The sequence below is a fragment of the bacterium genome (genome assembly GCA_035380285.1).
GTDB lineage: Bacteria > Auribacterota > Erginobacteria > Erginobacterales > DAOSXE01 > DAOSXE01.
Genome location: DAOSXE010000029.1, coordinates 1 through 12,451, shown reverse-complemented (window position 1 = coordinate 12,451; position 12,451 = coordinate 1). Strand labels below are relative to the sequence as shown.

Here is a 12,451-nt window from a genome sequence, read left to right as displayed (position 1 = left end):
CCCCCTGTTACGGTGACCGCAAAGAGCGGATTACTTCGGAAGCGATCAGGCCGATCAGGCCTTCCCGGTCGTCCACCAGGGTGGGGGCGGCATCGCCGGGGCGGTAGACGCAGCGGTAGAGCTTGCCGTGCAGCCCCAGCGCCTCCCGGGCCCGGAGCAGGCGGTCGACCTGGTCGGGTTCGAGGGTCTTCACCCTCCCCAGGGAGTGCGCGGCCAACACCACCTTGGCCGTGTGTTCCAGCTTCTCCATCCGGTTGTAGGCTTCCCGGAGCGTCTCCCCCACGGTCAGGGCCCCGTGCCGGTCGAGGATCATGGCGTCGCAGTCGGAGATGTATTCCGCGACCGCCCGGGGGGGTTCGTCGGTGGTGGGGGTGGAGTAGGGGGTGGTGGGGATGGCCCCGATGGTGAAGGCGATCTCGGGAAGGATGTAGTTTTCCAGGCTGACCCCGGCCACCGAGAAAGCGGTGCAGAGCGGGGGGTGGGCGTGGACGATGGCCCGGACGTCGTCCCGGCGCCGGTAGACTTCGAGGTGGAGGCGGAATTCGGATGTCGGTTTCCCCTCCCCCCCCACGGTTTTCCCGTCGAGGTCGATGACGACCAGATCGGCGGTGGCCAGGTCCCCGAGGCACGAACCGGTCGGGGTGATCAGGACCCGGTCGGGGGAGAGGCGCACGCTGATGTTGCCGTCGGTGGCGGCCACCAGGTCCTTCTCGTACATCCGCTTGCCGCAGGCGACGATCTCTTTCTTGATTTCGAATTCCCCGTTCATCCTCGAACCGTCGTCTCCCGTTTCCCCTCCGGCCTCAGAGCACGAAGTTCTTCATCACCGGGTGCGGCCGCGGGACCAGGGAGGTCCGGACCAGGCAGCCGATCTCGCCGGCTTTCCCCGCGCCTTTCTTCAGCGCGGCCTCGACGTCGTGGATCTCCCCGGTGAAGGTAACGAAGCTCTTCCCCCCCAGGCCGTTGGCCAGGCGGATCTCGATCAGCTCGATCTCCGCTTCCTTGACCGCCGAGTCGGCGGCGAGGATGCAGGAGGGGATGGAGAAGGTCTCGATCACGCCCAGGGCGTCGAGTTCGTCGACGGGGACGGCGGCGAGGATGGCGGGGACCACGGCCGGGTGGACGTTGGGGAGAAAGAGGTGGTCGGTGACCGCGTCCGCCCCCGCCTCCAGCCCGGCCTGCATGGCTTCGTCCACCGGTCCGGTCAGACCTCCGACCAGGACGACGTACTTGCCGGGGCAGACCGAGCGCGAGTCCAGGATATCCACGTCCGATTTCTTGGCCATGGCGTCCGTGGCGAAGATCCCGGCGGCGATGCTGTTGAATTCGATAAATCCGATTGCGGGTTTCATCCCTTTCTCCGAGTTGAGGCGGCTATGGTAACGGCGGCGTCGGTGACCCGGGTCACCCGCCCGGCGATGGAAGCGTGGATCGGCGCCCCCATCTCCCCGGGGGGCAGGTCGGCCACGCATTCGCCTTCCTCGACCGCGTCTCCTTCCTTGACCGTGGGCCGAGCCGGGCGCCCGATATGCTGGCGCAGCGGCAGGGTGACCGATTGCGGCCGGTAGGCGGTTTCGTCGTGGGGGAGGGGGCGGTCGTATTCCCCCAGGCCCAGTCTCGCGGTCAGCCGCTCGACGGGGATCAGGCTCGCCTCCCGCAGGGGGAGGGGCCGGGGTTCCCGGGGCTGGGGCGGCGGGACGAGGTTTCTTTCCTTCATGCCCGCGGCCACTTCCCGGTTGAGGCGCCCCACCGCCAGCAGCATCGGGCAGGAGTAGACGCCGCAGAGGTCGCAGGCGCAGCAGGCGGCGGCGTGGCTGACCCCGTCGCCGAGCGGGGCGAAGCCCAGGGCGAGGGAGCGCATGACCAGGTGGGGCTTGAAGGTGTGGCCCAGCAGCGCGCGCGGGCAGACCAGGGTGCAGTAGCTGCACTGGCAGCAGGCCGACTGGATCTGCCTGAGGTCGAAGACGAGGTCGCGGGTCTTGCGCTCGACCACCGGGTGGTCGGGGGCGAGGACGATCAGGGCCGACGTGGTCTTGGTGATCGGCCGCCGCGGGTCCTCGACCACGGCCCCCATCATCGGCCCCCCTTCCAGGGCGACCCAGGGGTCGGTCAGGCTGCCTCCGGCCAGGGCCACGGCTTCGCCCACCGAGGTGCCGACGGGGAGGTGGAGCGTTTTCGGCGCCGCCACCGCCCCGGTGACGGTCAGGTGCTTCCCGGTCACGGGGATTCCCTCGACCGCCCGGCTGACGTTGTAGAGGGTCTCGACGTTGTTGACGACCACCCCTACCTGCAGGGGGAGCCCCCCCGCCGGGATGACCCGCCCGGTGACCTCGTAGACGAGGACGAACTCGTCCCCCGCCGGGTAGACCTCGGGGAGAAAGTGCAGGGAGAGCCGGCGTTTGCCCCGGACGGCCGCGCCCAGGGCCTCCGCCGCTTCACGGTAGTGCCGCTTGAGCGCGATCACCCCCCGCCGGGCCCCGACCGCGGTCATGGCCGCTTCCAGGCCGGCCACGACCCGCTCGGGGTGGCGGCGCATGACCGCGCGGTCGTTGCGCAGCAGGGGCTCGCACTCGGCGCCGTTGGCGATCACGGTTTCCACCCGGGCGGCCAGTTTCTTCCAGGTCGGGAACCCGGCCCCGCCCGCGCCCACCACTCCGGCGGCGCGGACCCGTCCGCCGATGTCCGGCTTGGTCTTGGTCTTCTTCGGGGTATTCACCGCTTCCACGTTCGGGCCCCCGGCCGCGCCCGGCCGGGCCGCCTCTCAACCGGCGTCCGTCCCCGGCGCGCCGGCTCGATCAGACAATCCGAAAATAATCCACCAGCACACAGCGCCGGGCCCGGGTGAAATGGATGGGCCGGGTGATCCCCTCCCCGGTGGGGCTGGCGATGCTGAACGAGCAGAACCCCTCGCCGCCGAACCCCAGCCCGGAAAAACAGGGGCCGTTCTTGACGAAGATCGAGCAGTCGGCGGCCCGGGCCATCTTGCTCAGGTTGGCGACGTTCCGGGAATACATGTACATGCTGTGGCGGTAGCCGTGCTCGACCTTGACCGCCAGGGCGATCGCTTCGTCGACGCTGTCGACCCGGACCAGGGGAATGACCGGCATCAGCTGTTCCACCAGGACGAAGGGGTGGTCCGCCGGGACCTCGGCGAGCACGATCTTGACCTCGTCGCCGACGGAGACCCCGATCTGCTCCAGGATGAAGCGGGCGTCGCGCCCCACGAAACGCTTGTTGGGGGCGCCTTCCTCGTCGCCGGGTCCCGGGTCCTTGGCGATGACCAGTTCCTTGAGCTTCCCGATCTGCTCGCCGCTGATCTCGTAAGCCCCGTTCGCGCGCAGCGCCTGCTTGAGCCGGTCGGCGATGGAAGCCAGGGCGAAGATCTCTTTTTCGCAGACGCAGACCAGGTTGTTGTCGAAGGAGGCGCCGGCCACGATCATGCGCCCGGCCCGTTCGATGTCGGCGGTTTCGTCCACCACCACCGGGGGGTTCCCGGGGCCGGCGGCGATCACCTTTTTGCCCATCTGCATGGCGGCCTTGACCACGCCCGGGCCCCCGGTGACGCAGAGAATGCGGGTGGCCGGGTGCTTCATCATCGCCTGGGCGGTTTCGATGGTGGGCTGGAGGACGGCCACCAGGAGGTCGGAGGGACCACCGGCCGCGGCCACCGCCCGGTTGACTTCCTGGATCGCGAACAGGGACGAGACCCGGGCCCCGGGGTGGGGGCCGAAGACGACGGCGTTGCCGGCCGCGATCATCTCGATGGAGTTGCAGATGACGGTGGAGGTGGGGTTGGTGGAGGGGATGATGGCGCCGACCAGCCCGAAGGGGGCACGTTCCATGATGGTGAGGCCGTGGTCGCCGGTCCAGGCCACCGGCTGCAGGTCCTCCATCCCCGGGGTCTTGTTCGAAACCAGGAGGTTTTTCTTGATCTTGTCCTCGACCCGGCCCATTCCGGTCTCGGCCACCACCATCCGCGAAAACGCCTCGGCGTTGCGTCGCCCGCACCCGCGGATGGCCTCGATGATCTCCTCCCGCTTGACCACCCCGAGGTCGAGGAGGCGCGTCTGGGCCCGCCGGGCGGCGGCGATCGCCTCCTCGAGGTTCTCGAAGACGCCGTCCCCGGTTTTGATGGCGGGGAGAGAAATCGCCGGCGAGGGCGCCGGGGAAGGCGCCGGCGAAGCCGATCCCCCCTCGCCGGAGACGTCCCGCACCACTTTCCGGACGATCGCCCGGATCTGGTCTTCGGTCAGGTTCATGGTGTTCTCCTCATTCCCGGGAAGGAGGGGCGGACCCCTCCCCCCGCCGACCGGGGCCGGGGAAGATCAGCCCCGGTCATCCGCGCTTTTCCGGTAAACCGTCCGCCCGTCGACCTCGAGTTCGTCGACGATGGCCATGATCACGCAGTCGCAGGGCCGGTTGTGGGTGACGGAGGTGTACCTCCCGCAGCTTCCGCTGGCGTAAAGGACCACCTCTCCCACCCCGGCCCCGACGGCGTCGGCGGCGACCACGTACTTGCCCAGGGGCTTGCCTTCGAGGTCAAGCTGCTCGCAGACGAAGAAGGCGAGCCCGTCGAGGGTCTGCTCCTTCTGCGTGGATACCAGGGTTCCCCGAATTCGAGCTAACAGCATTTCCGGAACCGAAGGTTATTTCTCCGGTTCGGCGGGAATCCGGCCGAGCGGGAGCACCCGATCGATATTGACATGAGGGCGGGGAATGACGTGTACGGAGATCAGTTCGCCGACTTTCTCCGCCCCGCGGGCCCCGGCTTCCACCGACGCCTTGCAGGCGGCGACGTCGCCCCGGACCACGGCGGTGACGTAGCCCCCACCGATTTTTTCGTAGCTGACCAGTTCGACCTTGGCCGCCTTGACCATGGCGTCTGCGGCCTCGACCATGGCGGCAAAGCCCCTGGTCTCGATCATTCCCAAAGCTTCAGCCATCGTACTCTCCTCCTGGAGTTGCCCGGGAACGTTTCCCGGTTGAGTTTGACGTGTCGATTAGGGCCGGACCCGGATCATTGTCCGCCCGTGGGTTCGATGCCGGTGACCGCGTTGATCGCGGTCAGGGCCGCTTCGCTGCCGACGACGATGTCGCGTTCTTCGCCGCCCAGGTAGAGACGGCCGTAGCGGCCGAAGGGCCGCACTTCGACCAAGGTGATGTTGGCGGCCTTTTCGGCTTCGTTGGCGGCAAGGACGGCATAGCCGGCCGGATCGGTCTCGAGGATGTAGAGGGTCTGATCGGCCAGCAGCATCGAGCCCTTGCGGTTGCGGTTGATGATCTGGGCCTGGTGGGCGTCCACCTTCCGGATGATCTGGCTGCCCACGGCCTTGGGCTTCATCCGCTCTTCTTCCTTCACCCCCAGGAAATCGAGGATGGCCCGCCCGGCTTCACGAACGTCGGCCTGCGAATAGGAGTGCACCTCGAGCAGCCCGTAGGCCCGCTCCACGATCATCAGGGCGGGCTTGACGTTGGTGGCCTTGAGGGCCACGTCGGTGACCTCGTTGATGGCCATCCCCGGCGCCACCTCGACGTAGCAGGCGGCCATGCCCGGGAGGGGCTGGAAGCCCTTGGCCGAGGAGGCCACGTAGGAAGCGAACTGGGGTTGAAGACTATCGAGAAAACAGTAGGTCCGAAGTTGAACCATTTGAACCCTCCTTTTCGCCGCAACCTCCGACGGGGGCTGCGCGCGGTTCGTCCGAATGTGCTCAGGCAGTCTAGCGCCTGCGGACTCTCCGGTCAATCCCAAACCCGCCGAAATTTTCGCCCGCCGCCCGCCAGGAGACTATTTTAACCGATATTAAGCAATAAGCCGCCGCCGGGTTCAGGCCGGTGCGGGCGGAGCTTCCGGGAATGCGCGGCAGAAGGCCGCGACCGCGTCCGGGCTGAACTGGGATCCGGCCCCCCGGCGCAGTTCGGCCAGGGCCTGCGGGTGGGCGAGGGGCCGGTTGTAGACCCGGGCGCTGGTCATGGCGTCGTAGGCGTCGGCCACGGCGATGATGGTGGCGCCCCGGGGGATGCCGGCGCCCGCCAGCCCGTCGGGGTAGCCGCCGCCGTCCCAGCGTTCGTGGTGGTGCCGGATCAGGCCGATGATTTCGCGGAGTTCCTCGATGGGGCCGAGGATGGTCTCCGCCACCAAAGGGTGCTGGTGGATGTGGTCGACCTCCTCCTCCTCGAGGGGAAGGTCCTTGTTGAGAATCCCGTCCTTCACCCCCAGTTTCCCGATGTCGTGCAGGAGCGCCCCCACCCGGATCTTCTCCGTCTCCGCCTCCTCCAGCCCCAGCTCCCGGGCGGTCCCCGCCGCCAGTTCCATCACCCGCCGCGAATGGCTCAGGGAATAGGTGTCCTTGGCCCCCAGGGTCCGGGAGAGGGCTTCGATGGTCTTCAGGAGCGAGTTCTGAATCTTGTCGCTCTGCTGCCGGACCATCTCCTCCAGGTGCTTCTGGTAGTTGCGGTTCTCCATGATCAACCGGCGGCGGTCGAGGGCCCGGCTCACCCCCAGGAGAAGCTCTTCCCGGGTCATGGGCTTGCGGATATAGTCGTCCGCTCCCAGCTTGACGGCCTCCATGGCCGCGTCGATGTCGGTCTCGCCGGAGACGACGACCAGGGCCAGTTCGAATTCGGATGCGCGTTCCCGGGCCAGCCGGGAGAGGAGTTCCTGCCCGCTCATGCCGGGCATCACCAGGTCGACCAGGGCCAGGTCGTATTCGTCCCCCAGGAGGAGGGGAAGGGCTTCGCGCCCGGTCCCGCAGGCGTCGCAGCGGTAACCGGCGCGGCGCAGGGTCATGCCCAGGTAGTTCCTGGTTATCTCCTCGTCGTCGACGATGAGCACCCGGGCCGGCGGTTGCGCCTCCGCCGGGGAGCCGACCACCAAGTCCCGCGTTTCTCCAGGCATGGGCGACTTCAGTTTTTGAAGATGAAAAATTTACGGGCGGCGTAATTGATCATGAGGCAGACGCCGGCGTTGATGAAAAATGCGTAGCTGGTGTCGAGCCCCAGCGAATTGATGAGGAGGGTCTGCAGACCGGTCCCGATGAGCACGCTCAGCCCCGAGACGGCGAAGAACATCACGATCTCCTTGCAGCGGGAGTGCTTCCCCGCCTCGAAGACCCAGAAGATGTTGATGAGGTAGACCACGGAGTTGGAGATCATGAAGGCGATGAAGTTGTCGAGGGCGGCGTGGAGGGACCTGACCGAGTCGGTCAGATCGTGAGGGGGGATGTCGACGATCAGGGAGATGGGATCGTCGGGAGTGAGGGCGGGGATGAACTTCAGGGCCATAAGGTAGAAGACGGAAACGTGGACGATGGTGGCGACGACGCCGGCGATGGCGTACTTGCAGAACTGGACCAGGGGCCCGTGGTCCTTGCTGGTGAACTGCCGGCGGAGGGAATTCATGGGAGTTGGTATACCATGAAGCCCCGGAGGCGGCGAACCCTTTTTTACCGCGGCCCCCGGGGGTTCCGGCGCGCCGGGGTCAGGCGCACCGCCGCTCCTCCCCCGGCGGCCAGGTCGAATTCCAGGGGCATCCGGGCGCCGACCGCGGTTTCTCTCACGCTCAGCCCCCCCCGCCCGTCGTCTTCGGCGATCAGGGCCCGGTAGGACTCCGCTCGGAGAAACTCCAGGCCGACCCGGACCTTCCGCGGGCCCCCGGGGTTGATCAGCCCGATCCACCAGGTCCGGCCGTCGCGCCGATAGAAACCGGCGGTCCCGCCGACGGCGCTCCCCGGCCAGACCCGGGTCTCGTCCCAGGAAGCGGGGAGGGTCTCCAGGAAGGGGCGGGCGGGGCTGTCGAGGTAGGAACGGGGGGTGTCGGCCAGGCAGAGGAACGGCGAAGTCGCCAGGACCCCGGTGGCCAGCTGAAAAGCGTCGGTGGTGGCGCCCCGGCGGCCGGGGCGGAAGGTGACCGGGGTGAAGTCCCCCGGCCCCGCCAGGTACCTGGTGAAGAGGAGTTGGGAGTAGTGGCTCGGTTGCAGGGGGCGCCAGCGGTTGAATTCCAGCCCGCGCAGGGCCTCCCGGGTCATCTCGTTGGGCCAGGTGCGGCTCTCCCCGGCGGGCTTGGCGGCCCCGTGGAAATCGAGCATGATCCGGTGTTCGGCCGCGGCCCGCAGCAGGTCCCGGTACTCCTCCAGCCGGGCGTGCGATTCCGAGTTGAGGAAGTCGACCTTGGCCCCCGCCGCCCCCGCCTGCGCCAGCCGGGCGAAGAAATCGGCGCGCGCGGCCGGGGTCTCGAGTCCGGGCCGGTGCCGGCCCGGATCGGCGGACCGGCTTCTCCACACCCAGATTCCCACCCCCCGCTCCCGGGCGTAGGCGCAGAGTTCCCCCAGTTTTTCCCAGGGCGCCCCGGCCGCGTCGAGCCAGCCGTTTCCGGGGTCTTCCCACCCGCTGTCGATCAGGTAGTAGGGGACCCCCAGCCGGGCGGTGAGGTCGACGTACCCGAACTGACGGGACCAGTCCAAGGCCCCGGTTTCATCGGCCCACCAGCTCCAGCAGGACAAGCCGGGACGGCACCAGGGGGTCAGGGCCCCCCCGGAAAACAGCCCGGGGTCGGGCGCGGGGGCCAGGGCCGGGACCAGGCCGGAACCGACCAGGGAATCGAGGTCGGGCCCGGTGAGGACCACGCGCCAGGGGGAGGAGATCTCCCCCTCCATGAGCCAGCCCCCGGTTTCTTCCTCGAAGGCGGCGGTCCAGGCCCGCTCCCCGGGGTCGAAGCGCAGGGTCATGCCGCTGTAGCCCAGGACCCCGCTTTCCAGGACGCTCCCGAAGGAACCGTCGGCGAGCTGGAAGGTGAGCGGGAGCCCGAGCCGGGCCCCGGGCCCCGGAGCGCCGCCGCCGTCCAGGGGGAGGCGGCGGAAGACGCCTTCGTAGACCGGGGTCGAGAACATGGCCCACCCGGCGGCGCCCTCGGGGAAGACGAACCCGGTGCGTTCGCCTTCCACCCGACGGACGCCCGCGCCGGGGACCAGGTACCGCCAGGCCGCCCCACCGGGAGCGGTCCGGACCTGGACCTTCCACTCCCCGTCCGCTTCCTCGATCAGGTACTCCGCTTCCCGCCCCCGCAGATCGATCCACGAACGCTTCCCCCGCCAGGGGAAGGAAACTTCCCAGGGCCCTTCCCGCAGGAGCCGCACTTCGCGGACGCCGGCGCCGAGGACGGATCCGGCGACCGCGATCCCCAGGGGGGAAGGCCCGAGAACGGCGGTCCCTTCCCGCTCCAGGGAGCAGACCAGTTCCCCGGCCGCGGTCGCTTCCAGCCGCAGTTCCGGGATCGGGGGGGTCCCGGCGTCGGGGGAGCGGCCGGCGCAGCCCCCGGCCGCCAGCCCCGCCGCCAGGAAGACGAGAGCGGCCTTCATCTTTCGTACGCCCCGTTTGTCGCCGTCGTTTTCGCCCATTCCGGGTCTCCCGCCCCGCGGCCGGTGCTTGCCCGGCCGCGGGCTTTTCCGGATAATAGACACACCGGCGTTCACCGGCAAGGCAATGAAAAAGATAGCGGCGACAGCGGTAATCCTGGCGGCGGCGGCCGCCGCGGCGGCGCTGCTCCTGAAGCGGGAGCGGCGCCCCCCCGACGTTCTGCTGATCTCGATCGACAGCCTCCGGGCCGACCACCTGAGCTGTTACGGCTACGGGCGGAACACCAGCCCCCACCTGGACGAGCTGGCCGAGGAAGGGACGCTCTTCGCCGCCTGCGCCGCCACCACCTCCTGGACCCTCCCCTCGCATATCTCCATCTTCACCGGCCGCGACATCTCCGCCCACCAGGTGGTGGGAGACGGCTTCAGCCTCAACGATTCCGTCCCCACCCTCCCCGAAGCCCTGAGCGCGGCGGGCTACGCCACCGCCGCCTTCTGCTCCTCCCCCTACCTCAACCCCGCCTTCGGGTTCGGGCGCGGATTCGACCTCTACCACAACACCGACTTCGACCGGCACGGGAGCCGGGACACCATCCTCCCCAGCGAACGGGAACGGGACGCCGGCCACGGCGACGTCACCAGCGAGCGGATCGTCGAGCTGGCCGGGGACTGGCTCGGGGAGAAGCGCGACCGCCCCTTCTTTCTCTTCCTTCATTTCTGGGACGTCCACTACGACTATATCCCCCCGGCGCCGTACGACCGGCTCTTCGACCCCGACTACCGGGGCCCGGTCACGGGACGGGACTACATCCACAACCCGGCGGTGGAGGAGGGGATGGACCCCCGCGACCTCTTTCATATCGTCGCGCTCTACGACGGCGAGATCGCCTGGACCGACCGCGCCCTGGGCGAACTCTTCCGGGTCCTGAAGGAACGGGGCCTGTGGGAGAACACCTTGATCGTGGTCACCGCCGACCACGGCGACGAGTTCTTCGAACACGGCGGCAAGGGGCACCGGGCCTCGCTCTACGACGAAGTCGTCCACGTCCCCCTCCTGGTCAAGCTCCCGGGGGAAGCGCCCCGGACGGACCGGGTCGAGGTCCAGACCGCCCTGGTCGACATCGCCCCCACCGTCCTGGAGGCGGCCGGCCTGGCTCCGTGGGCAGGCATCCAGGGGCGTTCCCTCCTGCCCCTGATCCGGGGGGAAGCGGAGGAGCGGGATCGGACCGCCCTGCTCGAGCTCTTGCCCGCCCTGCAGGCGCTCCGGACCCCGGAGTGGAAGCTGCTCTACAACCGGGAGCGGGGGGAGACCGCCGTTCTCGACCTGCGCCGCGACCCGGCCGAGACCCACCGGTTCCTGGTGACCGGCCCGGAACGCCGCCGGGCGGAAGCCCTCTTCCGCCGCCGCCTCGCCGCCGACCTGGCCCTCGCTCCCGGGGCCGGTTCCCGGGTGGACCTGAGCGAGCGGGAGATGGAGAAGCTGCGGGCGCTGGGTTATCTTTCCGCACCCCGTCCCCCGGCGTCCCCGGGGACTTCCCCGGAGCCCTGATCGGCCCGGGAGGGGAAGCTTAGGGGGTGATGTACCCCAGGGCCTTGAGTTCCCGGAGGGTGTTTTCGTCCGGCCCCCCGCCCCCGTCCCCGGCGCTCAGGACCGGCCTGTACCAGGCCGCGCCCCGGTTGCGGAGCGAGGTCAGGAACCCGCGCTGGTCGGTTTCGGCCCGGGCGAAGACGTCGGCCATCTCCAGCGGGTCGCGGTCGAGGCGGTAGAAGCTGCTTTCCCCCCCGGGGCGGCAGATCAGTTTGGCGTCGCGGGTGCGGACCGCGAACTCGCGGGGCCGGGGCCGGTTGAGCCGGTCTTCCAGGACGCTCATGGCGTAGACGCGCTCCTTGCCCCCGGTCCCGTTCAGAAGCGGGAGGAAGCTTGTCCCGTCGCCTCCCTCCGGGGGGTCGATCCCCGCCAGTTCGAGGATGGAGGGGAGGAGGTCGACGGTTTCCACCATCCCCCGGATCCGCCCCGCCCGGCCTTTTCCCGGCAGCTTGACCAGGAGGGGTATGTGGATGTGCTCGTCGTAGAGCTGCTCGCCGTGGCTCCAGTAGTCCCCGTGCTGGAAAAGGCCGTTGCCGTGGTCGGAGGTGACCACGACCAGGGCGTTTTCCAGGACGCCCAGCTCCCGCAGGCGCGCGAAGAACGTCTCCAGTTCCCGGTCGAGGTAGCGCAGGGACCGGTCGTAGAAGGTGATCGATTCGCGCTTCCAGTCCAGGTCCGGCATCCGGTCGTAATGGCCGCGCAGGTACTCCAGAAACCGGGGGGAATCGGGGTCGAAGGTCCGGGCGAAGCGCTCGTCCTCCACGTAGGGCCCGTGAACGTCGTAGTAATTGATGAAAAGGAAAAACGGGCGGTCCCGGTCGCGTTCGATCCATTCCAGGGCCATCCGGTCGGCGTCTTCCGCCAACCCCTTCAGTTCCCAGGCGGCCCCTTCCCCCCGGGGGACTTTCTCCGAGATCCCCCAGTTTTCGAGGTAGTCGTCGAATCCCTGCTCCAGGTTTTTGCCTTTTTTGAGGACGGCGGTGCTGACCACGGCCCCGGTCCGGTAGCCGCGGGAACGGAGGATTTCGGGGAGGGTGACGATCGAATCCGGAAGCGTCCCCCAGTTCCGCAGGACCCCGGTCTTCTGGGGGTAGAGGCCGCTGAGGATGGTGGAGTGGGAGGGAAGGGTGATGGGGATGGAGCAGAAGGCGTCCTCGAACACCAGGTTGGAGGCGGCGAAACCGTCGAGAAACGGCGAGGTGTTCCGGAAGTAGCCGTAACAGCCGAGGTGGTCGGCGCGGAGGGTGTCGATCACGATCAGGAGGACGTTGGGCGCGGGCCCGGCGGGCTCCCCGCCCCCGCAGCCGGCCAAAGCCCCGCCCAGGGCCGCTGCCGCCGCCGGCAGCCACCCCCGCCACCGCCTCCGTCCGCGCTTGATGCCGTGTGTGGGTTTCATGGCTTTTCCTCTCTCCCCCCGCCGGGCCCGCGGACTTTCCGACGTGCCCGGCGGGGGCGCCTCCGGCTATAATACGTTTGACCGTACCCTTGAAAACACTATATTTTGCGGCCGAGG

General features: G+C 68.8%; 12 protein-coding genes. 1 reads left to right on the top strand and 11 read right to left on the bottom strand.

Annotated elements, in window-relative coordinates:
- Positions 1–7 precede the first annotated feature (7 nt).
- From PLZ73_10520 to PLZ73_10475, 10 genes are all read right to left on the bottom strand, one after another.
- Positions 8–769 carry a class II aldolase/adducin family protein gene (locus PLZ73_10520; GenBank protein HOO78306.1) on the bottom strand — a complete coding sequence of 254 codons (762 nt, stop codon included), beginning with the start codon at positions 767–769 and terminating at the stop codon, positions 8–10.
- Between the two features lie 34 nt (positions 770–803).
- The gene (locus PLZ73_10515) at positions 804–1,352 is read right to left on the bottom strand and encodes a BMC domain-containing protein (GenBank protein HOO78305.1); all 549 of its coding nucleotides are present in this window, start codon (positions 1,350–1,352) and stop codon (positions 804–806) included.
- Positions 1,349–2,716 (bottom strand): SLBB domain-containing protein, encoded by a 1,368-nt coding sequence (locus PLZ73_10510; protein ID HOO78304.1) that lies wholly within the window; start codon positions 2,714–2,716, stop codon positions 1,349–1,351. Before PLZ73_10510 ends, PLZ73_10515 begins: the two co-directional genes overlap by 4 nt.
- A 79-nt stretch (positions 2,717–2,795) precedes the next feature.
- Positions 2,796–4,259: an aldehyde dehydrogenase EutE gene (locus tag PLZ73_10505; GenBank protein HOO78303.1), complete on the bottom strand. Its 1,464-nt coding sequence runs from the start codon at positions 4,257–4,259 to the stop codon at positions 2,796–2,798.
- Positions 4,260–4,325: 66 nt separating this feature from the next.
- Positions 4,326–4,631 (bottom strand): EutN/CcmL family microcompartment protein, encoded by a 306-nt coding sequence (locus tag PLZ73_10500; GenBank protein ID HOO78302.1) that lies wholly within the window; start codon positions 4,629–4,631, stop codon positions 4,326–4,328.
- 15 nt (positions 4,632–4,646) lie between these two features.
- Positions 4,647–4,943 carry a BMC domain-containing protein gene (locus PLZ73_10495; GenBank protein HOO78301.1) on the bottom strand — a complete coding sequence of 99 codons (297 nt, stop codon included), beginning with the start codon at positions 4,941–4,943 and terminating at the stop codon, positions 4,647–4,649.
- Between the two features lie 74 nt (positions 4,944–5,017).
- On the bottom strand, positions 5,018–5,647 hold the full coding sequence (locus PLZ73_10490) for a hypothetical protein (protein HOO78300.1): 630 nt from the start codon (positions 5,645–5,647) through the stop codon (positions 5,018–5,020).
- A gap of 177 nt (positions 5,648–5,824) precedes the next feature.
- Positions 5,825–6,895, bottom strand: coding sequence for an HD domain-containing protein (locus PLZ73_10485; GenBank protein HOO78299.1), 1,071 nt, complete (start codon positions 6,893–6,895; stop codon positions 5,825–5,827).
- Positions 6,896–6,903: 8 nt separating this feature from the next.
- Complete coding sequence (locus tag PLZ73_10480; protein HOO78298.1) at positions 6,904–7,398, bottom strand: GtrA family protein; 495 nt, start codon at positions 7,396–7,398, stop codon at positions 6,904–6,906.
- A 44-nt stretch (positions 7,399–7,442) separates the two neighbouring features.
- A complete protein-coding gene (locus tag PLZ73_10475) occupies positions 7,443–9,392 on the bottom strand; it encodes a glycoside hydrolase family 97 catalytic domain-containing protein (protein ID HOO78297.1) in 1,950 nt (649 codons plus the stop codon).
- Positions 9,393–9,477: 85 nt separating this feature from the next.
- Here PLZ73_10475 and PLZ73_10470 point away from each other — a divergent pair, with 85 nt between their 5' ends.
- On the top strand, positions 9,478–10,899 hold the full coding sequence (locus PLZ73_10470) for a sulfatase (GenBank protein HOO78296.1): 1,422 nt from the start codon (positions 9,478–9,480) through the stop codon (positions 10,897–10,899).
- Between the two features lie 19 nt (positions 10,900–10,918).
- Here PLZ73_10470 and PLZ73_10465 read toward each other — a convergent pair whose 3' ends face one another.
- On the bottom strand, positions 10,919–12,334 hold the full coding sequence (locus PLZ73_10465) for a sulfatase (protein ID HOO78295.1): 1,416 nt from the start codon (positions 12,332–12,334) through the stop codon (positions 10,919–10,921).
- Positions 12,335–12,451 lie beyond the last annotated feature (117 nt).

What these genes read in the sequence shown, in the direction of transcription:
- PLZ73_10520 (HOO78306.1), bottom strand. Translation starts at nt 769, where the DNA reads ATGAACGGGGAATTCGAAATCAAGAAAGAGATCGTCGCCTGCGGCAAG.
- PLZ73_10515 (HOO78305.1), bottom strand. Translation starts at nt 1,352, where the DNA reads ATGAAACCCGCAATCGGATTTATCGAATTCAACAGCATCGCCGCCGGG.
- PLZ73_10505 (HOO78303.1), bottom strand. Translation starts at nt 4,259, where the DNA reads ATGAACCTGACCGAAGACCAGATCCGGGCGATCGTCCGGAAAGTGGTG.
- PLZ73_10500 (HOO78302.1), bottom strand. Translation starts at nt 4,631, where the DNA reads ATGCTGTTAGCTCGAATTCGGGGAACCCTGGTATCCACGCAGAAGGAG.
- PLZ73_10495 (HOO78301.1), bottom strand. Translation starts at nt 4,943, where the DNA reads ATGGCTGAAGCTTTGGGAATGATCGAGACCAGGGGCTTTGCCGCCATG.
- PLZ73_10490 (HOO78300.1), bottom strand. Translation starts at nt 5,647, where the DNA reads ATGGTTCAACTTCGGACCTACTGTTTTCTCGATAGTCTTCAACCCCAG.
- PLZ73_10485 (HOO78299.1), bottom strand. Translation starts at nt 6,895, where the DNA reads ATGCCTGGAGAAACGCGGGACTTGGTGGTCGGCTCCCCGGCGGAGGCG.
- PLZ73_10480 (HOO78298.1), bottom strand. Translation starts at nt 7,398, where the DNA reads ATGAATTCCCTCCGCCGGCAGTTCACCAGCAAGGACCACGGGCCCCTG.
- PLZ73_10475 (HOO78297.1), bottom strand. Translation starts at nt 9,392, where the DNA reads ATGGGCGAAAACGACGGCGACAAACGGGGCGTACGAAAGATGAAGGCC.
- PLZ73_10470 (HOO78296.1), top strand. Translation starts at nt 9,478, where the DNA reads ATGAAAAAGATAGCGGCGACAGCGGTAATCCTGGCGGCGGCGGCCGCC.
- PLZ73_10465 (HOO78295.1), bottom strand. Translation starts at nt 12,334, where the DNA reads ATGAAACCCACACACGGCATCAAGCGCGGACGGAGGCGGTGGCGGGGG.